20 protein-coding genes, 2 tRNA genes and 1 pseudogene are annotated in these 25,261 nt (G+C 71.1%); 2 read left to right on the top strand and 21 right to left on the bottom strand.

The features are described 5' to 3' along the window. Nucleotides 1-61: 61 nt before the first annotated feature. From OG456_RS24185 to OG456_RS24145, 9 genes are all read right to left on the bottom strand, one after another. Nucleotides 62-134 (bottom strand) — tRNA-Ala (locus OG456_RS24185). A 135-nt stretch (nt 135-269) separates the two neighbouring features. Continuing rightward, the gene (locus OG456_RS24180) at nt 270-503 is read right to left on the bottom strand and encodes a hypothetical protein (protein ID WP_116513021.1); all 234 of its coding nucleotides are present in this window, start codon (nt 501-503) and stop codon (nt 270-272) included. Between the two features lie 537 nt (nt 504-1,040). After that, nucleotides 1,041-1,113 (bottom strand) — tRNA-Ala (locus OG456_RS24175). A gap of 96 nt (nt 1,114-1,209) precedes the next feature. Beyond that, nucleotides 1,210-1,887 carry a histidine phosphatase family protein gene (locus OG456_RS24170; protein WP_266564319.1) on the bottom strand — a complete coding sequence of 226 codons (678 nt, stop codon included), beginning with the start codon at nt 1,885-1,887 and terminating at the stop codon, nt 1,210-1,212. Then, nucleotides 1,884-2,342: a ribosome silencing factor gene (rsfS, locus tag OG456_RS24165; protein WP_266564317.1), complete on the bottom strand. Its 459-nt coding sequence runs from the start codon at nt 2,340-2,342 to the stop codon at nt 1,884-1,886. The genes OG456_RS24170 and rsfS overlap by 4 nt, the downstream gene beginning before the upstream one ends. A gap of 123 nt (nt 2,343-2,465) precedes the next feature. Then, entirely contained in the window at nt 2,466-4,148 is a 1,683-nt protein-coding gene (locus tag OG456_RS24160) for a LytR C-terminal domain-containing protein (protein WP_266564315.1), read from the bottom strand. 16 nt (nt 4,149-4,164) lie between these two features. After that, complete coding sequence (nadD, locus tag OG456_RS24155; protein ID WP_266564313.1) at nt 4,165-4,827, bottom strand: nicotinate-nucleotide adenylyltransferase; 663 nt, start codon at nt 4,825-4,827, stop codon at nt 4,165-4,167. A gap of 225 nt (nt 4,828-5,052) precedes the next feature. Continuing rightward, nucleotides 5,053-5,217, bottom strand: a complete 165-nt coding sequence (locus OG456_RS24150) for a hypothetical protein (RefSeq protein ID WP_266564311.1) — start codon at nt 5,215-5,217, stop codon at nt 5,053-5,055. A 153-nt stretch (nt 5,218-5,370) separates the two neighbouring features. Beyond that, nucleotides 5,371-5,535 (bottom strand): hypothetical protein, encoded by a 165-nt coding sequence (locus OG456_RS24145; RefSeq protein WP_266564309.1) that lies wholly within the window; start codon nt 5,533-5,535, stop codon nt 5,371-5,373. Nucleotides 5,536-5,642: 107 nt separating this feature from the next. Between OG456_RS24145 and OG456_RS24140 the strand changes: the two genes are divergently transcribed. Next, the gene (locus OG456_RS24140; RefSeq protein WP_266564307.1) at nt 5,643-6,731 is read left to right on the top strand and encodes a M48 family metallopeptidase; all 1,089 of its coding nucleotides are present in this window, start codon (nt 5,643-5,645) and stop codon (nt 6,729-6,731) included. A 12-nt stretch (nt 6,732-6,743) separates the two neighbouring features. Here OG456_RS24140 and OG456_RS24135 read toward each other — a convergent pair whose 3' ends face one another. The 5 genes from OG456_RS24135 to proB all read right to left on the bottom strand — a co-directional run bounded on the left by OG456_RS24135 (nt 6,744) and on the right by proB (nt 11,674). Beyond that, nucleotides 6,744-7,814 carry a hypothetical protein gene (locus OG456_RS24135; protein ID WP_266564305.1) on the bottom strand — a complete coding sequence of 357 codons (1,071 nt, stop codon included), beginning with the start codon at nt 7,812-7,814 and terminating at the stop codon, nt 6,744-6,746. Nucleotides 7,815-7,915: 101 nt separating this feature from the next. After that, the gene (locus OG456_RS24130; RefSeq protein ID WP_266564303.1) at nt 7,916-8,509 is read right to left on the bottom strand and encodes a hypothetical protein; all 594 of its coding nucleotides are present in this window, start codon (nt 8,507-8,509) and stop codon (nt 7,916-7,918) included. Nucleotides 8,510-8,587: 78 nt separating this feature from the next. Beyond that, nucleotides 8,588-9,871 carry a glutamate-5-semialdehyde dehydrogenase gene (locus OG456_RS24125; RefSeq protein WP_227294634.1) on the bottom strand — a complete coding sequence of 428 codons (1,284 nt, stop codon included), beginning with the start codon at nt 9,869-9,871 and terminating at the stop codon, nt 8,588-8,590. Between the two features lie 62 nt (nt 9,872-9,933). Beyond that, on the bottom strand, nt 9,934-10,371 hold the full coding sequence (locus tag OG456_RS24120) for a hypothetical protein (protein WP_266569406.1): 438 nt from the start codon (nt 10,369-10,371) through the stop codon (nt 9,934-9,936). 196 nt (nt 10,372-10,567) lie between these two features. Then, the gene (proB, locus tag OG456_RS24115; RefSeq protein WP_266564299.1) at nt 10,568-11,674 is read right to left on the bottom strand and encodes a glutamate 5-kinase; all 1,107 of its coding nucleotides are present in this window, start codon (nt 11,672-11,674) and stop codon (nt 10,568-10,570) included. A 366-nt stretch (nt 11,675-12,040) separates the two neighbouring features. Here proB and OG456_RS24110 point away from each other — a divergent pair, with 366 nt between their 5' ends. After that, a complete protein-coding gene (locus OG456_RS24110; RefSeq protein WP_266564297.1) occupies nt 12,041-14,125 on the top strand; it encodes a hypothetical protein in 2,085 nt (694 codons plus the stop codon). A gap of 117 nt (nt 14,126-14,242) precedes the next feature. Here the strand turns inward: OG456_RS24110 and obgE are convergent, their stop codons facing one another. The 7 genes and pseudogenes from obgE to OG456_RS24075 form a co-directional block, all read right to left on the bottom strand. Continuing rightward, a complete protein-coding gene (obgE, locus tag OG456_RS24105) occupies nt 14,243-15,676 on the bottom strand; it encodes a GTPase ObgE (RefSeq protein ID WP_266564295.1) in 1,434 nt (477 codons plus the stop codon). Between the two features lie 192 nt (nt 15,677-15,868). Beyond that, nucleotides 15,869-16,123 (bottom strand): 50S ribosomal protein L27, encoded by a 255-nt coding sequence (rpmA, locus tag OG456_RS24100; RefSeq protein WP_266564293.1) that lies wholly within the window; start codon nt 16,121-16,123, stop codon nt 15,869-15,871. Nucleotides 16,124-16,137: 14 nt separating this feature from the next. Beyond that, complete coding sequence (gene rplU, locus OG456_RS24095; protein WP_116513007.1) at nt 16,138-16,458, bottom strand: 50S ribosomal protein L21; 321 nt, start codon at nt 16,456-16,458, stop codon at nt 16,138-16,140. A gap of 215 nt (nt 16,459-16,673) precedes the next feature. Beyond that, on the bottom strand, nt 16,674-18,026 hold the full coding sequence (locus tag OG456_RS24090) for a phospholipase D-like domain-containing protein (protein WP_266564291.1): 1,353 nt from the start codon (nt 18,024-18,026) through the stop codon (nt 16,674-16,676). Between the two features lie 218 nt (nt 18,027-18,244). Next, nucleotides 18,245-22,157, bottom strand: a pseudogene (locus OG456_RS24085) (Rne/Rng family ribonuclease). A 237-nt stretch (nt 22,158-22,394) separates the two neighbouring features. Next, nucleotides 22,395-23,201: a TIGR03936 family radical SAM-associated protein gene (locus tag OG456_RS24080; RefSeq protein ID WP_266564289.1), complete on the bottom strand. Its 807-nt coding sequence runs from the start codon at nt 23,199-23,201 to the stop codon at nt 22,395-22,397. 46 nt (nt 23,202-23,247) lie between these two features. Then, entirely contained in the window at nt 23,248-25,122 is a 1,875-nt protein-coding gene (locus OG456_RS24075; protein WP_266564287.1) for a hypothetical protein, read from the bottom strand. Nucleotides 25,123-25,261: the final 139 nt, after the last annotated feature.

Below are 25,261 nucleotides of genomic sequence, written 5' to 3'. Positions count from 1 at the left end.
GTGACCGCATACGAAAGCGGGCCACCCTGTTCGGGTGGCCCGTCTTCATGTCCAACTACTGTGGAGCTAAGGAGAATTGAACTCCTGACCTCCTGCATGCCATGCAGGCGCTCTACCAACTGAGCTATAGCCCCTTGCGGCCACGCGGCGGAGCCGCATGTTCACCGTGTCGCCCGGTTTCCCCGGCGGCGACGCCAACATTACCGGGCACCCGGAGCATCACCAAATCGTTTCCGCCTTGGTCCGATTTGCCCGAATTTACGCCACCCTCAGGCCGTGGCGAACGAATAGAACCGCTTGAGCGTGCAGTGCTCGTCGAGCAGCCGGCCGTAGATCGGCTCACCCTCCAGCTCCCGATATGTCTCGATCGGATCGCCCTTTATGATCAGCGCCCGCGCGCACTCCTCGCACCAGTACTGGTAGTCGGGGTTGACCGGCTCCATGTCCCTGACGATGGGCGTGCCGCTGCCGCACCAGTCGCACGTCCTCCTGTGTGCACCCATCGATCAGCTCCAGCTGTGGCCGCAGGCCGTGCACACGTACGAGATCCCGCCGTTGTCGCCGAGCATCTGCGCGACGTGGAGGGAGCCGCAGGACGGACAGTCGGGGAAAGAGGAAGAAAGGGAAGAAGAGGGAGAGGGGGAAGGGAAAGTCATGTGCTGCCCGCAATGGGCCGCTTCGGCCGGTCTCACTGTCACGCCGAGGGGGCGGTCGGCCGCCTCGGTGATGCGCGCGGGCATCGCGTTCTCCCTCCCGTCGGGCCGTCTTCGTCGGTCGGACGCGGCCCTCTACCGGCCGTCCGATTCTGCCACGGCCGGAGCGTCACGGTCAGCGACGCATGAGTACCGGTCCGGACACGGCGCCGAGTTCGCCCGCTCCGGCCAGCACTTACGCACACACCCACACACGAGGACCACATCCGCAGACCTGTACGCCCCTGGGACACCAAGCGCCTCAAGGAAGTTGGAAAAAGTGTGCCGGGTAACAAAAAATCCCGCCCTTACCCGGACGGGATCTTTGTGAAGCGGACGCTTCGACTGTGGAGCTAAGGAGAATTGAACTCCTGACCTCCTGCATGCCATGCAGGCGCTCTACCAACTGAGCTATAGCCCCTTGCGTTCTCCCCGCTCTGCGCGGCTGCGAACAAGAAGAACTTTAGCCTGCGACCTGCCGGAAAGTGAAATCCGGCCGTCCGGCCCCGTCAGGGGCTCAGTCGTCGTCGCCGAGCACCGGCTCCGGGAGCGTGCCCGCGTTGTGCTCGAGCAGCCGCCAGCCGCGTGCCCCCTGGCCGAGGACGGACCAGCAGCAGTTGGAGAGACCGCCGAGACCTTCCCAGTGGTGGGACTCGAGACCGAGGAGGCGCCCGATGGTGGTGCGGATCGTGCCGCCGTGGCTGACCACGACGAGCGTGCCGTCCTGCCGCAGCTTCTCCGCGTGGCTGAGCACGATGGGGGCGGCCCGGTCGGCGACCTCCGTCTCGAGCTCGCCGCCACCGCGGCGCACCGGCTCGCCGCGCTTCCACGCGGCGTACTGGTCGCCGTAACGGCCGATGATCTCGTCGTGCGTGAGGCCCTGCCACTCTCCGGCGTAGGTCTCGCGCAGGCCCTCGTCGTGCGTGACGTCGAGGCCCGTGAGCGCGGCCAGCTCGGCGGCCGTGGCGGCGGCCCTGCTGAGGTCGGACGCGACGATGGCGTCCGGCTTCAGCGAGGCGAGCAGCCGGGCGGCCCGGCGGGCCTGGGCGACGCCGGTCTCGGTCAGGCCGATGTCCGTGGAGCCCTGGAAGCGGCGCTCCAGGTTCCAGGCGGTCTGGCCGTGCCGCCACAGGATGACGCGCCGTCCGCGGGCCGGTCCCCCGGCCGCTCCGGCGCCGGCCCCCGCGGCGGTCAACGCAGCTCTCCGCCCAGCTCGCGAAGCTCCTCGGCCTCCTCCGCGGCCTGCGTCCGCTGGGCGTGCTCCGCCGCCTTGCCACGGGTGGCCTTGGCGTCCTCGGGAAGCTCCAGCTCGGGGCAGTCCTTCCACAGGCGCTCGAGGGCGTAGAAGACGCGCTCCTCGCTGTGCTGGACGTGGACGACGATGTCGACGTAGTCGAGGAGGATCCAGCGGGCGTCGCGGTCGCCCTCGCGGCGGACCGGCTTGGCGCCGAGCTCCTTGTTCAGGCGCTCCTCGATCTCGTCGACGATCGACTTGACCTGGCGGTCGTTGGGCGCGGAGGCCAGCAGGAAGGCGTCGGTGATCGACAGCACATCGCTGACGTCGTACGCGATGATGTCGTGCGCGAGCTTGTCGGCAGCCGCCTGTGCGGCGGTGGTGATGAGCTCGAGGGAACGGTCAGTGGCGGTCACTACAAGGCTTTCCGTCGGCGGGCAGTAATCCCCTGAAGGGATACCCCAAGGGTCTCACGGACCGCCGACGGCCCTTACTGGATTCTCCTGGCCCCGGGAGCGCGCCCCCGGGGCCGGGCTCGCCTACTGTCCGCCCGTGTAGTTCTGGCCGAGGACCACGGACACGTCCGCGTTCGCCACGGTCTTCCCCTTGCGCACCGCGCTCGTCGGCAGGCCCAGGGTCTTGGCGACCTCGACGGCGTCCTGCTTGCGGTCGGCGTCCTTGTACGTGACCTGCGACGCGGCCTGGGCCGTGGTGCCCGTCCCGGCGTCGACGAAGGTGTAACCGCCGTTCACGAGCGAGACCCTGGCCTTCTCCGTGCGGGCCTTGACGCCGGTGGCGTTCTTGATGCCGACGCGTACGGAGGCGTCCTTGCCCGGGTTCTTGACGGTGCCTCCGAGGACGTCCTTGACGACGCTGTCGGTGGCCTGCTCGGACAGGGTGCCGTCCTGCTGCACGGGCAGGAGCGCGGTCTTGTAGTCGCCGCCCTTGGCCCGGTCGGCGAGCTTGGCGAGGAACGCGCCGAGGTCCTTCTCGCCCAGCGACGGGTCGAGGATCTGGGCGAGGGACTGGACGGTGACGGTGGCGGCGTGGGGGTCGGACGACAGCTTGCGCAGTACGCCCTGCATGACCTGGCCGAACCGCATGAGCTGCGCGGTCTCGGACTCGCCGGGCGCGCGGTAGGTGGCGTACGCGACGGCCATGGGGCCGCTCAGCGTCTGCTGCTTGCCCTTCTTGACCAGCGGGGACGTCGCCTTCTTCCCGGACTTGGCGGCCGGGTCGGGGACGTCGGCGTTCGTGTCGATGTCGATGTTGCCGACGAGTTCGACGAGGTTGTTGAGGTACGGGGTGTCCAGCCGCCACGTGCCCTCGACGTCCGTGCCGAGGACGGTGTCGATGGCGTCGCGCGTGCCGGAGGAACCGTCGCCGCCGACGGACTTGCCGAGCGTCGTCGCGCTGCCCTCGTCGTCCGTCAGGGCAAGGGAGTTGGGGAGCAGGACGGTGGTGCCCTGCTTGGTGGTGGTGTTGTTGACGAGCAGCGCCGTGGAGGTGCCGCCGCCCTTGGTGTTGTGCAGATGGACGACGATCACGTCGCGGTTCTGCGGGCCCGCCGTGTCTGCGGCGCCCTTGCCGGAGTCGGCGGAGCCGAAGCCGGGCAGCTTGCCCGCGTACCAGAGGTAGCCGACGCCGCCGGTCACGCAGAGCACGAGGACGACGACGAGGGCGACGACCCGGCTGCGGCCGCGGCGGCGGGCCTCCTCGCGGCGCTCGGTGCGCGACTCGGTGAACTTCAGCCAGTCGATGACGTCTTCGGAGTTCTCGTCCGGCTCCTCGACGAAGGAGAACTGCTCGGTGCGGTACTCGGGCGCCCCGTCGCGCTCGCGCGCCGCGGGCTCGGTCCGGGGAGCGGCCTGCGCCGGGATGTGGGCGGTCGCGGTCTGCTCCTCGACGCGCTGCTGCTGCCCCGTTCCCGCGACAGCCCCGTAGGGGTCGTAGGAAGGGGGCGGCCCCTGCTGCGCGGGCGCACCCGCCCCGTAGGGGTCGTACGTGTCGTACGAGGGCACCGGCGGCTGCTGACCGGTGGCGTACGGGTCGTAGCCGTAGCCCTGGGGCGCTTGCGGATACTCGTACTGCGCAGGCTGCTGGGGCACCTGCCGGTACACGGGCTGCCCGTACTCGTCGTAGCCGACGAGCTCGTACTGGTCGGACGTGTTGGACGCGTCCCCCGAGTAACTGCCCGAGTAACCGTCGTATCGGTCGTTCACCGGTGCCCCTCTCGGCTCACTCGCCGCGGTACAGCTCGCGCTTGTCGATGTAGCGCACCACACCGTCCGGGACCATGTACCAGACGGGGGCACCCTTGGCGACCCTCGCACGGCAGTCCGTGGACGAGATGGCGAGGGCCGGAACCTCGACGAGCGAGACACCGCCTTCCGGCAGACCGGGGTCGGTCAGCGGGTGGCCCGGCCGGGTGACCCCGATGAAGTGCGCCAGGGAGAACAGTTCTTCCGTGTACCGCCAGGTGAGGATCTGCCCCAGGGCGTCGGCGCCGGTGATGAAGAAGAGGTCCGAGTCCGGATTGAGCGCGCGCAGATCGCGCAGTGTGTCCGTGGTGTACGTCGGCCCGCCGCGGTCGATGTCGATACGGCTCACCGAGAACTGCGGGTTCTCGGCGGTCGCGATGACCGTCATCAGGTAGCGGTCCTCGGCCGGAGTGACCGTGCGGTCCGTCTTCTGCCAGGGCTGCCCGGTGGGTACGAACACGACCTCGTCGAGGTGGAACTGCGCGGCGACCTCGCTGGCCGCCACCAGGTGTCCGTGGTGGATCGGGTCAAAGGTTCCGCCCATGACGCCGAGACGCCGCTTGGCGGTGCTGATCCGGGCCCGGTCCGGGCCGCCGGCCGGGCCGTTGACCGGACTTGTCACCATGTCGTGCTGTCCCATTCCGAATTCCCTCCCCGTGCGCCGGACAGGGTAATAGATGGAGCTTGCGCCTTCGGCAACGGTCAGGGCTTGGCCGTCATGAGGCTCTTCCCGAGCCGAGTGAGAAGCCGCTCCCCAAAAGGAGTGGCGGAGTCACGCGTGCAGAGCCTACTGGGCAGCACGAACAGCGCCGTCTGTGGGGACGAAGCCCCGGGGCTTCATCCCCACAGACGGCGCTTTTGCACGTCAGCGGTCCCGGTTGAAGCGGGTGACGATCCACAGCAGCAGCAGCAGGAGGAACAGGGCTCCGCCGCCGGTGAGGTAGGGGCTGAGGCTCGGGTGGTTGCCGCCGTCCTCGCCGCCCTCGGCGGCGAGAGTGGCCAGCTGGGCAGCGGTGCTGTGGAGGCTCATCGTCAGCAGGACCTATCCGGGTGAGACGGGATGGGGAGTCGGGCTCTGGGTGGTGACATGAGGTCTGGATAAAGACTTCCCGCTCATCGTATGCGGGGGTGTCCTCGGCGATCACGCCGACTCTGCCGTATGCGTGTCCGCCCCGCGGCCGCGTCAGTCGTCGCGCTTGTACCCCCGCAGCAGGAACCAGCCCAGGAACACGCTGCCGAGGAAGCCCACGACGATCACGGTGCGCAGCAGATTGCCGGCACCCTGCTGGTCGGAGGCGGCGGCGTTGACCACCTGGGTGAGCCAGGCGGCGTCGGGTGTGTGCTCCATGGCGTTTCGCTCCTTCGGTGTGCTGCCCCGCCACGGTATCTCCGCCTACTGTGGAGACCTCCTCGGGGGCACAACCGAACATGACGGCACACGAACATGGGGGACGCATGCCCGACGTCAACGACGGCAACGACGACCAGCGCGAGCACGTACCGAGCAGGCAGCGCCGGCGCTTCGAGGGGATCTCCTCGCGGGCGTACGAGCACCCGGCGGACCGGTCGGCCCTGGTGGCACTGCGCAAGCTCAGCGGTTTCGACACGGTGTTCAAGGCGCTCAGCGGTCTGCTGCCCGAGCGCAGCCTGCGCCTGCTGTTCCTGTCGGACTCGGTCCGGGTCTCCGACGAGCAGTTCGCGCACCTCAACGACATGCTGCGGGACGCCTGTTACATCCTGGACCTGGAGAAGGTCCCGCCGATGTACGTCAACCAGGACCCCCAGCCGAACGCGATGTGCATCGGCCTGGACGAGCCGATCATCGTCGTGACGACCGGCCTGGTGGAGCTGCTCGACGAAGAGGAGATGCGGGCGGTCGTCGGCCACGAGGTGGGCCACGCGCTGTCCGGCCACTCGGTCTACCGGACGATACTGCTGTTCCTGACCAGCCTGGCGCTCCGCGTCGCGTGGATCCCGCTCGGCAACTTCGCGATCATGGCGATCGTCACGGCGCTGCGCGAGTGGTTCCGCAAGTCGGAGCTGTCGGCGGACCGCGCGGGCCTGCTGGTCGGCCAGGACCTCAACGCGTCGATGCGCGGTCTGATGAAGATCGCGGGCGGCAACCATCTGCACGAGATGAACGTGGACGCGTTCCTCAAGCAGGCCGAGGAGTACGAGGCCGGGGGCGACCTGCGTGACTCCGTGCTCAAGATCCTCAACGTGATGCCGCGCACGCACCCCTTCACCACGGTCCGCGCGGCCGAGCTGAAGAAGTGGGCCGCGACCCGCGACTACCAGCGCATCATGGACGGCCACTACCCGCGCCGCACCGAGGACAAGGACACCTCGGTCACCGACTCGTTCCGCCAGTCGGCCTCGCACTACGCGGAGAACGTGCGCAGCTCCAAGGACCCGCTGATGAAGCTGGTCACGGACATCGCGGGCGGCGCGGGCGACCTGGGCGGCAAGCTGCGCGGCAGGTTCGGCGGCGGCAACGGCGGTGCGAACACGGGCAACCACGGGACGCCGGAGGACGGCGCGTAGCTCCCGCGGGGCTCAGAGCGAAGGCTGGGCGCCCGGCGCGAGGGCACCGCACAGCGAGGTGGTGCCGCCCGTGGCGAACGGGTCGGTGCCGGCCGGGCCGCCCTCCTTCGGTGTCTGCCCCGCGAGCAGCGGGTGCAGATGCGCGGCCGAGTCGACGGAGCAGGACAGCGGCCCGGCCTGCACATAGCTCACGAGCATCTCGGCCTGGTGCATGCGCAGGTCGTCCCGGTCGAAGCGGAAGTGCAGCTCGCGGCGGACGGTGAACAGGGACGCCTTCGCGTCGGAGCCGGCACCCGCCGGGCGCAGCGCGTAGACGAAGGTGTGGTCGGAGACGACCTCGAGGGTGTCCGCGTCGGACTCCGTGGCGCGCAGGGTGCCCTGGACGCGGATCCCGGTGTCGGCGAGCTCGGCCTGCTTCGGGTCGAAGCGGACGAGCCAGCCGGTGGCCTCGTGCCGTCCGTCGGCGGCGGGCCGGTCGAAGCTCCGGTCGAACTGGTCGAGCTGCTGCGGGTCGAGCAGGATCCGCACGGGCCGCACGGCCTTCCCGGTGAGCACGTCGGGGTCGAGCGAGGACTCGACGAGATAGTCCTTGGCGGTGGTCAGGGCGGCGTAGACCTGGCTCTCGGAGAAGTGCGCGGTGTGCTGCTCCGGAGGCAGATTGATGCCCTCGGCGGCCGTCCTGAACTCGGCGGCGGGACTGTGCGCGTAGAGCTCGGACACCGAGACCGTGCCGGGCACCCGGCCCTGCGGCGAGAGCGGGATGACGGTCATCCGCAGCGGTTCGGGCCGGCGGGCGGTGACGCCCTGGTAGGGGTTGCGTACACCCATGTAGATCGCGGTGCCGAACGCGATGACGATCAGGATGACGAGGATGACGGCCTGCCGGGTGAAGCCGCGGCGCAGTCCGGGGCGCCGGCGTACGGCGGGCGCGTGGTCGGTGATGCGCTCCTGCGCGGAGAACTCCTGGAGCCGGGCAGCGCGGATGAACGACTCGTCGAAGACGACGGATCGGTACTCGTCCTCGCCACCACCGCCGGGAGCGCTCTCGGGGGTCCCCTCGGGTGGGTCTCCTGGCTCGCCCATACCTTCAGGGTAGGTCTGTGGGGGGTCCGGTAAACGCCCTGGTACGCGACAACTTCCGACAGGGTCTCAACCCTGTGCTGACGGGGTGTACCCGTGCGTGGTCAGGGGATCCGCGGGGTGGCGGGGACCGGTGACTGGGAGTAGTCGGCGGAGGCGCTGGGGGCGGACGGGAAGCCCTTCTCCAGCTCGGTCGTCGCGGGCGGCGGGACCCGGTCCTGGCGCCCGCCCGACGAGGCGCCGCGGTATACGGCAGTGAAGGCGAGCGCGACCATGCCGATGCCCATGACGAGGGCGAGCAGCCAGGCGACGGGGCGGCGCCAGCGCACCTTCGCGGCGTACGCGCCGGGGCGCGGGTAGCCGTCCTCGTCGACATCGGGGTCGTAGAGGTCGTCGGCGTCAAGGCCGTGGCCGTAGCCGCCTCGCGGGTCGGGGCCGTACCCGTCGTCGTAGAGGTCGTCGTCGACCGCGGAGCCACGCGTGCGGGCCCTTCGCGCCTCGGCTTCCTGGGCCTCGGCGCGCGCCTGCGCCGCGGCGAGCAGCCGCTCGACCGCGGTCGGTTCATGGACCTCGGCGGCCTGCACGAAGTCCTCGTCGAAGACCACGGAGGCGAACTCTTCGTCCGCACCCCCGCGGTCGCGGTCGTCGTCGGGCTCCCAGCCGTCAGGGAACGGCGTGCCCCCCACGTCCTCCGGCACGCGTCCAGAGTAGACCTGGGGGGTCGTTTTGGGCAGTCGGTGCGGGAATTCCCTTTGTCGCCGTCCGCATGCCCACGGCTACCGGATGTGGCCGTCGCCCGTGACGATGTACTTGGTGCTCGTCAGCTCCGGAAGGCCCATGGGGCCCCGGGCGTGGAGCTTCTGGGTGGAGATGCCGATCTCGGCGCCGAAGCCGAACTGGCCGCCGTCCGTGAAGCGCGTCGAGGCGTTCACGGCGACCGTCGTGGAGTCGACCAGTTGGGTGAAGCGGCGGGCCGCCTGCTGCGAGGTGGTGACGATCGCCTCGGTGTGGCCGGACGACCAGAGGCGGATGTGCTCCACGGCGGCGTCCAGCGAGTGCACGACGGCGGCCGCGATGTCGTACGAGAGGTACTCGGTCTCCCAGTCCTCGGGGGTCGCCTCGACGACGGTGGCCTTGGAGCCCTCGGCGTACGCCAGGACGCGCTCGTCGGCGTGCACGGTGACGCCGGCCTCGGCGAGGGCCGCGAGGGCGCGGGGCACGAAGGCGTCGGCGATGTCCTGGTGGACGAGGAGGGTCTCGGCGGCGTTGCAGACGCTGGGGCGCTGCGCCTTGGAGTTGATCAGGATGTCGACGGCCATGTCGAGGTCGGCGTGGGCGTCGACGTAGACGTGGCAGTTGCCGGTGCCGGTCTCGATGACGGGGACGATCGAGTTCTCGACGACGTTCTTGATGAGGGAGGCGCCGCCGCGCGGGATGAGGACGTCGACCAGGCCGCGCGCCCGCATCAGCTCGGTGACGGAGTCGCGGCCCTCGCCGGGCACGAGCTGGATGGCGTCGGCGGGCAGCCCGGAGCCGCCGACGGCGTCGCGCAGCACCCGCACGAGGGCGGTGTTGGACTCGTACGCGGACGAACTGCCGCGCAGGAGAACGGCGTTGCCCGACTTGAGGCAGAGGGCGGCGGCGTCCACGGTCACGTTCGGGCGGGCCTCGTAGATGATGCCGACGACGCCGAGCGGGACGCGGACCTGGCGCAGGTCGATGCCGTTCGGGAGGGTGTTGCCGCGGACGACGGTGCCGACCGGGTCGGGCAGGGCGACGACGTCGCGCACGTCGGCGGCGATGGCGCGGACCCGCTCGGGCGTGAGCGTGAGGCGGTCGATGATCGACTCGCTGGTGCCGGCCTCGCGGGCGCGGGCGATGTCCTTGGCGTTCGCCTCGACGATCTCGGCAGTGCGCACTTCGAGAGCGTCGGCGATCGCGGCGAGGGCATCGTCCTTCGCGGCCCGCGGCAGCGGGGCGATCACACCGGCCGCGGACCGGGCGCGGTAGGCGGCCTGGGTGACGGGGGTCATCGAGTCGTACGGCGAGAGCGAGGTCATATCGGCAGGGTAATGGGCGCGCAGGGGCCGTCCGGCGACTGTTCCGAACCCTGAGATGTGACCTAAAACGGGTGTACGCCGACCGGGGTGGCCGGCAGGGGCCCGTATCCCTCGGCGATGCGCTGGTGGTACGTGTCACGGTCGATGACCTCGAGGCCGACGATCTCCCACGGCGGGAGCTGGGAACTCTGGCGGTGCTCGCCCCACAGGCGCAGCGCCACGGCGGCCGCGTCGTGCAGGTCGCGGGCCTCTTCCCAGTAGCGGATCTCGGCGTGGTCGACGGCGTACCGGCTCGTCAGCAGAAAGGGGTGGTCGTGCGCCAGTTGTTCGAGTCCCCGCCGCACCTCCGCGAGGGGCGCGTCGGCGCCGGAGACGCTGAGAGTGACATGCCAGAGGCGGGGGCCTTCCTCCGTCACGGCGCTCTCCCCCTGCCCGCTGCCCTGGTACGACTCCCCGGCCGCGACGCTGGTCAGTGCCCGCTCCGCCGACCCTCGGGACATCGCCCCCGGGCGCGCTCGTCTCACGACGGCCTCCTTTGCGCAATGGTCGTGCGGAACTTCCTGAAACAAAGTTGAGCAGGCCAAGCCCCGTCGTGGGGCGGTTTTGGGGAAGGTCCCCCGCCGGAGGCCCGGCTTTCGGCCGTTTACACGGTTTACAACCGGAGCGGACGCCGGATCTTCACATATCGCCGGGGGGTCAGGCACGCAGCAGCACGAGGTCGTCCCGGTGGACGACCTCACGCTCGTAGGCGGGTCCCAGCTCGCGGGCCAGCTCGCGGGTGGAGCGGCCGATGAGCTGCGGGATCTCCTTGGCGTCGAAGTTCACCAGGCCGCGCGCGACCGCGCGCCCCGTGGTGTCGCGCAGCTCGACGGGGTCACCCGCGTTGAACTCGCCCTCGACGGCCGCGATGCCCGCGGGAAGGAGCGACTTGCGGCCCTCCACGACAGCCTTCACCGCCCCGTCGTCGAGCGTGAGCGCGCCCTGCGGCGTGGAGGCGTGCTGGAGCCACAGGAGGCGGTCGGCGCTGCGCCGGCCCGTGCGGTGGAAGTACGTGCCGGTGTCGCGGGCGGCGAGCGCGTCGGCCGCGTGCACCGCGCTGGTGAGGACCACGGGGATGCCCGCGGCCGCGGCGATCCCGGCCGCCTCGACCTTGGTCACCATGCCGCCGGTGCCCACGCCCGCCTTCCCCGCACTGCCGATCTTGACGTGCGCGATGTCGGCGGGGCCGCGGACCTCGGAGATCCGCGAGCTGCCGGGCTTGGCGGGGTCGCCGTCGTAGAGGCCGTCGACGTCGGAGAGGAGGACGAGGAGGTCGGCGTGGACGAGGTGGGCGACCAGGGCGGCGAGCCGGTCGTTGTCGCCGAAGCGGATCTCGTCCGTGGCCACGGTGTCGTTCTCGTTCACGACGGGCAGGGCGCCCATCGCGAGGAGCTGGTCGAGGGTGCGCGACGCGTTGCGGTGGTGGGCGCGGCGGGCCATGTCGTCGCTGGTGAGCAGAACCTGGCCGACGCGGACGCCGTAGCGCGCGAAGGAGGCGGTGTAGCGGGCCACCAGGAGACCCTGGCCGACGCTCGCGGCCGCCTGCTGGCGGGCGAGGTCCTTGGGGCGCCGGCGCAGGCCGAGCGGCGCGAGCCCGGCGGCGATGGCGCCGGACGAGACGAGCACGATCTCCTTCGCACCGCCGTTGCGGACCTTGGTGAGCACGTCGACGAGGGCGTCGACCCGGTCGGCGTCGAGGCCGCCCTCGGCGGTGGTGAGCGAGGAGGATCCGATCTTGACCACGATCCTGCGGGCTTCCGCCACGCCCTGCCTCATGTCCTGCCCTGCCGCTGACACGTGCGTTCCCCATCGGTGCTGACCGGCCGCGGGCCTCGTCCCGGCCACGGCCCAGGTCCTGCAATCTACGTGAGCGACACGGCGCGGCGCCTCCGGGTTCCGAGGGGCGGACGGCAGGCTCACGCGAAAGGAATTCCACCGGAGGCGGCGAAAGGAATCGCTGCCCAGAGATCGTGGGGCCTTTGCCCCTTTATCCGGTGATTGCTGTCACGAAGGATTGCTAGCGAGGGCGCGAAAGTCATACGGTCAGTGGTCGGCCTTCGTCGAAGAATGCCGCACCCCCCGTAAATCTTTCCCCCTCCACCCGACCCCCCCTGCCAGGAGCCCCGCCCAGTGCCCTCCGCCGGCCTTGCCCCCCGCCGCGTCGTGCAGCTCTCCGCGCTCTTCGCGATGTTCGCGCTCTACACGGCCCAGCTCGTCAGCGCGCTGATCCCGTACGTCCCGGTGTTCGTCGCCGCGAGCGCCGCAGGTCTCGCGCTCGACACGTATCTCCAGTACAAGCAGCCCGGCCTGCTCTCCCTCCTCGGCAAGATCCGCTTCGATGTCACCGTCCGGCAGCTGCTGCGCGACATGCTGATCCTGGTCGGCCTCCTGCGCATCGACGGCATCGAGCCGCTGGCCGAACAGTCCCCCCTCACCATCGCGCTGCTCGCCTTCTACGCCCTGCACTTCGTGTGCCAGGCAGTGGCCGTGCTGGTGCGGCGCACGCGCGCGCTGCCCATCGTGACGCGGAACATCGACGCGTCCGAGCTGCGGCTCTCCGCGGCCCCGCCGCGCATCCTGGCCCGCCGCCAGGGCCACCGCCTGCTCACCTTCGCCGCCCCCGGTACCGTCGGCCTGCTGATCACCGCGGCCACCACCGACGCGCTCTGGGGCGGCATCGGCCTCGCCGTCTCGATCGTGCTGCTCGGCGGCGGCACGGTCCACCTCGCGACCTGGCTGCTCCCGAAGAAGCGCGCCCTGAGCGAGCAGAAGGTCATGGCCTGGCTCGACCGGTGGCTGGCCGACTACAAGCCCACCGTCGCGATGTACTTCTCGGGCGGCACGTCGTCCGCGTACCAGGCCAACATGTGGCTCTCCACGCTCTCCGAGGTCGACGGCAAGCCGCTGATCGTGCTGCGCGAGCGGTTCATGGTCCAGAAGATCGACGCGACCGACGTGCCGATCATCTGCTTCCCCAAGGTCGCCACGATGTTCTCCCTGGAGAACTCGACGCTGAAGATGGTGCTGCACCCGGCGAACGCCGCGAAGACCTCCCAGGTCCTGCGCATCCCGACGATCAAGCACGCCTTCATCAACCACGGCGAGAGCGACAAGCTGTCCTCCTGCAACCCGTACGCGAAGGCGTACGACGAGGTGTGGGTGGCCGGGCCCGCGGCCCGCGAGCGCTACCAGCTCGCCGACATCGGCGTCGAGGACAAGGACGTCGTGGAGGTGGGCCGCCCGCAGCTCTCGCCCATCAAGCGCGCCACCGGCGCGTCCCGGGGCACGTACACGACGGTCCTTTACGCCCCTACCTGGGAGGGCTGGGACGGCAACCCGGGCAACACGTCGGTACTGCTCGCCGGCGAGAACATCGTCAAGCACCTGCTCGCCGACGACTCCGTACGCCTCCTCTACAAGCCGCACCCGATGACCGGTTCGGTCGACCCGCGCGCGGGCGTCGCGAACGAGCGCATCAAGGCGATGGTCCGCGAGGCGGCCGCGAAGCGCTCCGGCGCCCGGCCCGGCCCCGAGGCCGCTGCCGAGCTGGTCCGCCGCGCGGCGGAGCTGGACAGGCTGACGTCGACCGCGTTCCGCGCCAGCGCGGACGAGATGGAGCGCATGATGCTCCAGGGCGCGCCCGACGGGGACCGGCAGTCTGCCGTCGCCGAGGCGACCGCCGCGTGGGAGGCCGCTTACTGGGCGTCCTTCCCGGAGTGGGAGCACCTGGTCATCACGGACGCCCGCCCGGCGATCTTCACCTGCTTCAACGAGGCCGACGTCCTCATCAGCGATGTCTCCTCGGTCGTCTCGGACTGGCTGACGAGCGAGAAGCCGTACGCCGTCGCGAACACCTCGGGCATGTCCGAGAGTGATTTCCGCGCCGGATTCCCGACGGTGAGCGCGGCGACGATCCTGACGCCCGCGGCAACGGAGGTACCCGCCCTTCTCGCGGCCGTACGCACCCCGGAGACGGATTCCCATGCGGAGGCCCGCGCGGAGCTCAAGGAGCACCTCCTGGGCCCCTCCGACCCGCCGTCCCTGGACCGCTTCAACGACGCGGTGCGCGCGCTGTGCGACCGGGCCGACGAGCGCCGCGTCCGCATGGCGTCCCGCCTCGCGGCGGAGATCCCCGGCCAGCGCGACACGGACGGGGACGAGTTCGCCGAGGCCCTGGATTCCGACTCGGAGTCCGGCGACACGGTCACGGCGTAGCGCTCGGCGCGCGGGCTGAACACTGAAGCTCCGCGCGCAGGCTGAACATGAAGAAGGCCCCCGGGAGAATCTCCCGGGGGCCTTCTTCATGAGCTGGGCGGGAACGCCCGACTACGCCTAGAACGGCTTGAACTCGTCGTACTCCTGCTCCGCGTCGTCGCGCTCCGTCTTGTCGCGGCGGCGCTGGGCCGCGGGGCGCGGCTCCTCGAAGCGGTGGTCCTCGCCTCGGCGGCCGAGCATCTCGGCGCCTGCCATGACCGTGGGCTCCCAGTCGAAGACGACCGCGTTGTCCTCGGGGCCGATGGCCACGCCGTCGCCCGTGACCGCGCCGGCCTTCAGGAGGGCGTCCTCGACGCCGAGGCGGTTGAGACGGTCGGCGAGGTAGCCGACGGCCTCGTCGTTGTTGAAGTCGGTCTGGCGCACCCAGCGCTCCGGCTTCTCGCCGCGCACGCGGAAGAGGCCGTCCTCCTCCTGCGCGACCGTGAAGCCCGAGTCGTCGACCGCCTTCGGCCGGATGACGATGCGGGTCGCCTCCTCCTTGGGCTTGGCGGCGCGCGCCGCGGCGACCATCTCGGCGAGGGCGAAGGACAGCTCCTTGAGGCCCTTGTGGGCCACGGCCGACACCTCGAAGACGCGGTAGCCGCGGGCCTCCAGGTCCGGGCGGACCAGGTCCGCGAGGTCCTGGCCGTCCGGTACGTCGATCTTGTTGAGGACGACGAGGCGCGGGCGCTTGTCGAGGCCGCCGTACTGCTTGAGCTCCTCCTCGATGATGTCGAGGTCGGAGACCGGGTCACGGTCCGATTCGAGGGTGGCCGTGTCGAGTACGTGGACCAGGACCGAGCAGCGCTCGACGTGGCGCAGGAACTCCAGGCCGAGGCCCTTGCCCTGGCTGGCGCCCGGGATGAGGCCCGGCACGTCGGCGATGGTGTAGACGGTCTCGCCCGCCGTCACGACGCCGAGGTTCGGGACGAGCGTCGTGAACGGGTAGTCGGCGATCTTCGGCTTGGCGGCCGACAGGACCGAGATGAGGGACGACTTTCCGGCGCTCGGGTAGCCGACGAGCGCGATGTCCGCGACCGTCTTGAGCTCGAGGACGATGTCCTGGAGGTCACCGGGCACACCGAGGAGCGCGAAGCCGGGGGCCTTGCGGCGGGCCGAGGCCAGCGCCGCGTTGCCGAGGCCGCCGCGGCCGCCCTGGGCGGCGACGTACGTCGTGCCCTGGCCGACGAGGTCGGCCAGCACGTTGCCCGCCTTGTCGAGGATGACGGTGCCGTCCGGCACGGGCAGGACGAGGTCCTGGCCGTCCTTGCCGGAGCGGTTCCCGCCCTCGCCGGGCTTGCCGTTCGTGGCCTTGCGGTGGGGTGAGTGGTGGTAGTCGAGGAGCGTCGTCACCGCCTGGTCGACGACCAGGATGACGTCGCCGCCACGGCCGCCGTTGCCGCCGTCCGGGCCGCCGAGCGGCTTGAACTTCTCACGGTGAACGGAGGCACAGCCGTGGCCTCCGTTACCCGCGGCGACATGCAGTTCGACGCGGTCCACGAAGGTGGTCATGGTTCAGTGCCTCCTGGGGGTTCCCCCGGCACGAGGCCGGAGGAGTACGAAATGTCTTTGCTCGTCGTTCATTGGAAACACACGAAGGGCGGACCTGCTTCCCGATCCGGAAGCCGAAGCTTCTGGCCGGGCAAGCAAGGTCCGCCCTCGCGAAAACGCTCTACGGAGCCTGAGTCCTAGGAACTAGGGGTTTCAGGCGACCGGAACGATGTTCACGACCTTGCGGCCGCGGTGCGTACCGAACTCCACCGCACCGGCGCTCAGCGCGAACAGGGTGTCGTCGCCACCGCGACCGACGCCCGTGCCCGGGTGGAAGTGGGTGCCGCGCTGGCGGACCAGGATCTCACCGGCGTTGACGGTCTGACCGCCGAAGCGCTTCACACCGAGCCGCTGAGCATTGGAATCGCGCCCGTTCCGAGTGGACGATGCGCCCTTCTTGTGTGCCATCTTGTCTCAGTCCCTTACTTCGCAGCCGCGGGGATGCCGGTGATCTTGATCGCCGTGTACTGCTGACGGTGACCCTGACGACGGCGGTAGCCGGTCTTGTTCTTGTACCGAAGGATGTCGATCTTGGCACCCTTGTGGTGGTCCACGACCTCGGCCTGCACCTTGATGCCGGCCAGCACCCACGGGTCGCTGGTCACAGCGTCGCCGTCGACAACGAGCAGCGTAGAGAGCTCTACGGTGTCGCCAACCTTGGCGGTGGAAATCTTGTCAACCTCAACGATGTCGTCGACAGCAACCTTGTGCTGGCGACCACCGCTGCGCACGATGGCGTACACGCGGATCTCACTCTCGCTCGGAACGAAACCCCTGAAGCCAGCCGCTCACACGCGCCCGAAGGCCCGTGATGTTCCGGATTGGACGAGCGGCCTCCCCCGGCGGACCGGGAGGTGAGGTGCTCAGGGGTGCGGCGCTCAACAGACGCCGACGGTCAAGGTTACGGGTCACCCGCCGAAAGGGTCAAACCAGCCCCCTTCCGCCGGGTGCGCGCGGGCTACGCGGGCGGCTTCTCACCGTCCTGCGGCAGCGGCTTCACGCCCTTGCACAGGTCCGTGGCGTCGGCCGTGCCGGGCCAGGTGACGTTCCACACCCGGTTGAAGTGGTCGCGGTAGGCGTCGTGCACGGAGTCGTCGTCGACCTTGACGATCGCCTCGTCGTTCTCGCGCAGCGCGGGGCCCGTGTAGTTCTGCGACCCGGTGAAGGTGATCTTGTTGCGCTTGCCGTCGTACATCCCGTCCACCAGCAGGTACTTCGAGTGGATGATGTACGGCGTCGTGAGCTTCTTGCCGGGGTTCAGCGGGTCCCGGTCGTCGTTGAAGCAGCGCAGCGAGGGCCCGCCGGTGGCGTGCAGCGCCTCCCACGTCCCCTTGGGGCCGCCCAGGCTCTTGGCGCTGTCGGTCTCCGCGTACATGAGGCTGACGGTGCAGCCCTGCTTCTTCAGCGAGACCAGCTTGTCGGCGATCTGCTTGCGGGTGACCTTGAAGATCGCGGCCCGGATGACGGTATTCTTCGCGGCGCCGGTCACCGGGTCCTTGTAGGAGCAGGCGACGTTGTTGAGGACGGAGTACATCGTGTCGGACTCGTTGACCGTGCCGGCCCGCGGGAAGAAATACGCCTTGTACAGGCCGTTGCTGACGGTGCGGTAGTCCCACGTCGACCAGCTCTTGCCGGTCATGTCCGTGAAGTAGTCCGAGTACGCCTCGTACATCACGCCGTTGTTCGGCAGCATCAGCGCGTCGTTGTAGAACCTCGTGTGCGCCGACGGCGTCGAGTTCGACGTGGTCTGTACGACGACGTTCGTGGCGCCCTCGACCGCGGAGAACAGCCAGAACTTGTTGTGCATGATCGACTGGCCGTACTTGGGATCGCCCAGGCAGGACTTGTGCGCCGGGCAGAGCGTCACGAAGGACGAGCTCGTCCTGGTGGTGCCCAGGGCCGTTTTCAACTGGGTGTACGACGTGTTGGTGGGGCGGTCGCTGACGCTGGACTCGTCGAGCAGCATCTGCACGTTCACGCCGCGGTTCTTGGCCGCGACGAGCGCGTCGACGACCGACTGCTCCCACACGTGGTAGACCGCGACCTTGATCACCGAACCGGGCAGCGCCGCGTTCGTCAGCTGGATCAGCCTGGTGCGGATCGCGTACTGCTGGTCCGTGGTGCCGTGCGGGTCGTTGAATATCGGCCCCTCGGTCCACGTCGGGGTGTCCGCGGCGGCGGTCCCCACGGACGTGGTGGCCTGGATCCCGGCCGCCGAGAAGACCGTGGCGATGGCCACGGCCTGTCTGGCGCCCTTGACCGGCTTCACGGCACGGTGACGGCCCGTGCCTCTCAGGCGCGCGTGCGCCATTGCTACCCCTCCCCATTTTCACGGGCCGCGTGTTCTCCCCAACGCGCGGTCGCGTGATCGTTCATGTTCACTCGTGCGACTCCATGAGTTTTACAGGTAGTTGACCGGTCTCCAAGAGCAGGGTGCGGTCCAGTCGAAATACGTGAACTGTGACACGCCGACGCCCCCGAGCCGCGTGGTGCGGCTCGGGGGCGTCGGATCCGGATCTACCGCGTTGCTCAGGCCTCGTCGGCCGCGGCGGAGACGGACGGCTGAGCCTGCTGCTCGGCCGCCACGGTCTTCTTCGCGGTCGCCTTCTTGGCCGCGGTCTTCGTCGCCGCCTTCTTGGCCGTCGTCTTCTTCGCGGCCGTCTTCTTGGCCGCGGTCTTCTTGGTGGCGGCCTTCTTCGCCGTCGCCTTCTTGGCCGTCTTACGGGCCGTCTTCTTGGCGGCGGGCGCCTGCTCGGCGGCCTCGGGCTCGGCCTGCTCCGGCTCGGCCTGCGCCTCCGTGGCCGACGAGACGACCACGACGGCCGTCTCCTCGGACGCGGTGGGCGCGGTGGCCTTGCGGACGGCGCGGCGACGCGGGCGGGCCGGAGCCGCGCTCTCGACGGGCGCCTCGGCCTTCTCCTCGGCCACAGCGGCCTTGGGCTCCTCGGCGACGACGGGCTCCGGCTCGGGCTTGGCGGGCGCCGTGACGGTCACCTCGGCCTCGGCGGCGGCCTTCGGCGAACCGGCAGGAGCCGTCGCCTTACGGGTCGCCCGACGGCGCGTACGCCCCTTGGGAGCGGCGTCCTCGACCGGGGCGGGCTCCGCCACGACCGGCTCGGCCACGACGGGCTCCGCCTCGATCTGCGGGGCCTCAGCCTTGGGAGCCTCGACCTGCGGGGCCTCCACCTTGGCGGCCTCCTTCGGGGCTGCCTCGCCCTTGGGCGCGCCGGCCGGAGCCGACGCCCTGCGGGTCGCACGACGGCGCGAACGGCCACCACGGGCCGCGGCCTCCGCCTCGGCGGGGCTGCTGTACAGCTCCTCGTCGGGCACGAACTCGGGCTCGGCCAGTGCGACCGGGGCCGCGACCTCGGCGGCGACCTCTGCCTCGGTCTCCACCTCCGTCTCCAGCGCCGCCTGCTCGTGGTCGTGCTCGAGCGTGGGCTCCGCGCCGTTGCCGCCACGGCCGCGCTTCTTGCGCTTGCCGCCACCAGCGGACGTGGGCTGCTCCATGTGGACGATGACACCGCGCCCGTTGCAGTGGACGCAGGTCTCGGAGAAGGACTCCAGGAGGCCCTGGCCCACGCGCTTACGGGTCATCTGGACCAGGCCCAGCGAGGTGACCTCGGCCACCTGGTGCTTGGTCCGGTCACGGCCCAGGCACTCGAGGAGCCGGCGCAGGACCAGGTCCCTGTTGGACTCCAGGACCATGTCGATGAAGTCGATGACGACGATGCCGCCGAGGTCACGCAGGCGCAGCTGGCGCACGATCTCCTCGGCCGCTTCGAGGTTGTTCCTCGTCACGGTCTCTTCGAGGTTGCCGCCCTGGCCGGTGAACTTGCCGGTGTTGACGTCGACGACGATCATCGCCTCGGTCTTGTCGATCACCAGCGAGCCGCCGCTGGGAAGCCAGACCTTGCGGTCGAGCGCCTTGGCGAGCTGCTCGTCGATCCGGTACGTCGCGAAGACGTCGACCTCGGAGGTCCACCTCGAGAGGCGGTCGGCCAGGTCGGGCGCCACGTGGTTGACGTATCCGTGGATGGTGTCCCACGCCTCGTCACCGCTGACGATGACCTTGGAGAAGTCCTCGTTGAAGATGTCGCGCACGACGCGGACGGTCATGTCCGGCTCGCCGTACAGCAGGCTCGGCGAGCTCGTCGAGATCTGCTTCGACTTCTTCTGGATCTCCTCCCACTGGGCCTGCAGACGCTCGACGTCGCGGCTCAGCTCCTCCTCGCTCGCGCCCTCGGCGGCGGTGCGCACGATGACGCCCGCGTCCTCGGGGACGATCTTCTTGAGGATGGTCTTCAGACGCGCGCGCTCGGTGTCGGGCAGCTTGCGGCTGATGCCGGTCATCGACCCCTCGGGGACGTAGACCAGGTAGCGGCCGGGCAGCGAGACCTGGCTGGTCAGGCGGGCGCCCTTGTGGCCGATCGGGTCCTTGGTGACCTGCACGAGGACGGACTGGCCGGACTTGAGGGCGGTCTCGATGCGGCGCGGCCCGTTGGCCATGCCGAGCGCCTCGAAGTTGACCTCACCGGCGTAGAGCACGGCGTTGCGGCCCTTGCCGATGTCGATGAAGGCGGCCTCCATGGACGGCAGCACGTTCTGGACCTTGCCCAGGTACACGTTGCCGACGTACGAGGTCGACTGCTCCTTGTTGACGTAGTGCTCGACGAGGATGTCGTCCTCGAGCACGCCGATCTGGGTGCGCTCGCCGTGCTGGCGGACGACCATGACCCGCTCGACGGCCTCGCGGCGGGCCAGGAACTCGGCCTCGGTGATGATCGGCACACGACGGCGGCCCTGCTCGCGGCCCTCACGGCGGCGCTGCTTCTTCGCCTCGAGACGCGTCGAGCCCTTGATGGACTGCACCTCGTCGGCGCCGGTGCCCCGCTCCTCCTGCTTACGGGGCTCGCGGACCTTCACGACCGTGCGCTCGGGGTCGCTGTCGCCCGGCTCGCCATCGGTGGAGGCGTCACCCGCGCGGCGACGACGACGACGGCGGCGACGGCTGCTGCTGGAGCCGGACGGGCCGGACTCCTCACGCTCGTCGGCCTCGTCGGCGTCATCGCTCTCGTCGGTGTGCTCGGCCTCTTCGTCGGTGTGCTCGGCCTCTTCGTCGCTCTGCTCGTCGGACTCGGCGTCCGCGGAGTCACCGCGACGGCGACGGCGGCCACCACGGCGCCGGCGGCGCGTGGGGCGATCGCCCTGCTCGTCGTGGTCCTCGTGGTCCTGGTCGCCCTCGGCCTCCTCGGCCTCGGCAGGCTCCTCGACGGCGGCGGGCCGCTGCGGCTCGGCGGCCGGTGCGGCGGGCTGCTCCTCGGCGGCACGGCCACGGCGGCGACGACGGCGCGGCGTCTCCTCCGCGACCACATCGGCCACGGTCACGGCCTCGACGGGAGCCTCGGCCTCGACCGGCTCCTCCTCCACCGCGGCCTCGGCGGCGGCCGCCGCGGCGGCGGCGCGCTCCGGGGTCTGGAACATCGGCTCGGCGAAGACCGGCGCCTGGAAGACGGCGACGGACGGCCGCGCGGGACGGCGCGAGCCCTTCGTGCCCTTGGTCTCGTCGGCGGCGGGCTCGGCGGCGGCGCGCGAGGCTGCCTTCTTGGCGGCGCGCTGCGCGGGCTCGGAGAAGCCGACCGCGGCCTTGCGGGTGGCGCGGCGGCGGGGGCGGCGGCCGCCTTCGGCGTCCTCGTCGGACGCGGCGGCGGGGGCGGCGGTCTTGGGAGCCTCGGTCTCAGGGGCCTCGGACTTCTTGGGAGCCTCCGACTTCGGGGTCTCCGTCGCGGCGGGCTCGGCGGCGGCCACGGGCTCCGTCTGCTCGGGTGCGCCGGCGGGGGCGGTGGAGCGGCGGGTGGCGCGGCGGCGGGTACGCCCGGCGGGCGCGGCCTCCGGCTCGGCGGCAGGCTCCTCCGCGGCCACGGCGGGCGCGGCGACGGGCTCGGTCACTGCGGGGGCCTCGGCCTGCTCGGGGGTAGCGGCGGGGGCGGAGACGCGGCGCGTGGCGCGGCGGCGGGTACGCCCGGTGGGCGCGGCCTCCGGCTCGGCGGCAGGCTCCTCCGCGGCGACGGCGGGCGCGGCGGCGGCAGCGGGCTCGGCCTCGGCGCTCTCTGCTGCGTCGGGAGTCTTGGGTGCGCCGGCGGGCGCGGAGGCGCGGCGGGTGGCACGCCGGCCGCGGGCGCCCGGCGGGTGCGGCGTCCTGCGCGGGGGCCTCGGCGGCGGCCGCGTCTGCCTCGGTCTCTTCGGCCTCGTCGGCCTCGTCGGCGACGGGGGCGGCGGCGGCCTTCACGGCCGGGGCGGTGTCGGCGGCGGCACCCGTGGGCGGGCCCGCGGGGCGCGAAGCCGCACGGCGCCGACGGCGCGGCGGCAGGGTGTCGCTGGGGCTGTTGTTGTCGGTTCCCACGGACGACGACGTCTCAGTGGGTTCGGTCGGCTCGAGCATGCGGGTGGATCTCCCGTCAGGCTCCCGGGCGCCGCGCCTGGTCCGGTGACGTCCGCGGCTCGCGCATTCATGCGCGGTGCCGCCGTCCGGGGCGCGGGCGCCGCACGGGAGCTCTCTGTCTGTTCTCGCCGGTTCCGTACGCCATGTGTGCGTACGGCCTGGCGAAAGTCCTTGGGTTCGTGCGCTGCCCGACCCAGGTGGCTCCCGAGTACGAGGGCGGCGCTTCGACGACCGTCCTTACGCGGAACCTGGCACCGGCGCCGTCGCGGCGGCAGCTGCGGCGCTCCCCCCGCTTGCGGGAGGTGCGGCCTCGACTGCCTCGCGGTCGGGCGCGAGCGGGTCGGTCACCGTGCCGGTCTCTTCATCGAAAAGCCCCTGCGCCAGCCTGGTCACCGCTGCGGGGACCGGCGGCGCCAGGTCGGCCACAGCTCGGAGACCGGACAGAACGTCGTCGGGTCGAACGGCAGGCGTCACGTGCCGAACAACCAGGCGCAGTATCGCACAGGCCTTGTCGGTCGGCCTATCAGCCGGGGCGTCGTTCGCCTGCGGGGCCTCGGCGGCCTCGAGACTCACGACGGCTTCGCGGGCGTCGAACGTCCGCATCCCGTTCTTTGTCCTTCGCTGGACCTCGACGGCCTCCGCCGCGACGAACGCGTCCGCGGCGGCCTTGGCCTCAGCGGCGTCGACGCCGTCGAGCCGCAGCTCCCAGACGGATGCGGTGAGCCTGTCGGCGAGGCCCGAGGTGCGGGACTCGACGGCCTCGATGATGTCGAGCCCCGTGGGGAGCGACTCGTCGAGGAGCTCGCGCAGCGTGTCCGGGTCGCGCGCTTCGGTGAGCGCGATCTCCAGATACTCGGCTTCGCTGCCCGTGCCGGTGGGTGCGGCATTGGCGTACGACACCTTCGGGTGCGGCGTGAACCCCGCCGAGTACGCCATGGGTACCTCGGCGCGGCGCAGCGCACGCTCGAAGGCGCGCTGGAAGTCACGGTGGCTGGTGAACCGGAGGCGGCCGCGCTTGGTGTAGCGCAGTCGGATGCGCTGCACCGCGGGTGCGGGCGGCGGGCCTTCGGGCTGTCGCTTGCCCAGTGTTCTAGTCCTTCGTGAGAGCGGTCGTACTGCTACCTAGAGTACGTGCCTGCGGCGGGTCAGGTTCCCGCCGGTCCCTGACCAGCGGTTCGGGCTCCGCCCGTTTTGCTCCGAAGAGCGCCCGGCGGACGTCGGCCCTGGCCTGGCGCACGCTCTCGCGTGCCGCCGCGAGGGCCTGGCGCGCGGTGCGCCCCGCGTCCTTGACCGCCTGGGCCGTGGGCCGCCATACGGAGTCCCGTACGAGGTGTCCCAGCGGGGCGCACACGTTGCGGTACGCCCAGCGCACCGGGTCCACGAAGATCCACCGCAGGAGTCGGCCGAGGAACCGTCCGACGGCCCGCGACATGTGTCCGGCGACGCGCCACGCGTGCCCGAGCGCCTCGCCGGTCTCCCGCACGAGGACGACGACCGCCCGCCCGACGGGCACGAGTACCCAGCGCCAGAGGGCGACGGCGGGCACGACGAAGATCCACCGTACGAGGGTGACGGCGACGGTCCAGAACCCACGCCCGAACCACGCGGCGCCGGCCCACACCGCACGCGCGAGCCACGCGAGCCCTGACCACACGCCCCGTCCGAGCGCCAGGCCCGCGCCCAGCGCTCGGACGGCAAGAGCGAGTTGAACCCCAACCAGCTTGAAAAGAAAGGCAGTTGCGCGTCCGGCGGGTGCGAGTACGCGGGTGTGGAGCCAGACCCAGGGCCAGACGAAGAGGGCCTTGGCGAGCCAGATGACGGCGGTCGCCGTGCCGCGCGCGAGGAGAGCGATGCCACGACCGAGCGGGGTCAGGGCGTGTGCGTAAAGCCACACCGCGGGGACGACGACGAGGGCGCGCAGCAGTGCGGCGAGGCCTGCCCCCAGGGCGCGGCCCGCCGCCGCGAAGCCCCGCGCCAGCCAGGCGATCCCGCCGCCGAGAGGCATGAGCACGCGCGCGTACAGCCACACCCACGGCCGGACGAAGAGCGCCCGCAGCAGCCACACGCCGCCCAAGCGCAGGCCGCGCCCGGCCGCGGCGAGCCCGGCCCAGACGGCGGAGGCGAGGCGCGCGACGCCCCGGCCCACGGAGGCCAGACCCGCCCCGACCCCCCGCGCAAGCCACGCGATCCCGCGCCCCACCGCGACAACCCCGCCCCACATGACGGATGCCACGCGCGCGACGCCCCGGCCCACGGAGGCCAGACCCGCCCCGACCCCCCGCGCAAGCCACGCGATCCCGCGCCCCACCGCGACAACCCCGCCCCAGACGGCAGAGGCGAGACGCGCGATCCCTCGGCCCACACACGCCAGACCCGCCCACACCCCCCGCGAAAGCCACGCGATCCCGCGCCCGGCCGGTGTCATCACCCGGAGGTACCACCAGGCGACCGAGGCGACGACGCCCTTCCACCACACCCACAGCGCGACGTCCCGCACCCCGCGGCCGACCGGCGCGAGGACGTAGCGCCACAGCGCGACCCACGGCCGGACGAAGAGCGCTTTGCCGGTCCATGCCAGCGCGACGGCGACCCCCCGGCCGACCGGAACCAGCACGCGCCTCCACAACGCGACCCACGGCCACACGAACAGCGCCCCGCCGAGCCACGTCAGCGCGGAGCCCACGCCCCGCGCCGCCGGAGCCAGTACGCGGACCCCAAACCACACCCACGGCACCACGAACACCGCGCGCAGCAGCTGTCCGGTCCCGCGGGCCAGGGGCACCAGGCCGCGACGCCACACGGCACGACCGCCGGCGGTGACGGCGTCCCAGGTCAGACGGATCGGTACGACGAGGACCAGGACGACGATGCGCACCGGGATGCGGATCGCGGCCACGAGGCAGCCCTCGGGCGGCCGTTCGGCGGCAACGGGCTCCGCGGGCGTCGGGTGCTTCTCCCCGTCCATGCCTTCTCAGACGCCGGAGCGCGGCATACGGATCCGCGTCATGGGAACTTCACGCACACCTCTGGCCACGGCCACTTCTGTCTCGTATTCATAACGGGTCTGGGCCAAACAGGCCGCTTGCAGAAGGACGTTGGAGGAC

Origin of the sequence: Streptomyces sp. NBC_01446 (assembly GCF_026340095.1) — a bacterium.
Lineage (GTDB): Bacteria > Actinomycetota > Actinomycetes > Streptomycetales > Streptomycetaceae > Streptomyces > Streptomyces aureus.
Note: the sequence above shows the minus strand (reverse complement) of the source record. Positions and strands in the feature narration are given on the sequence as shown.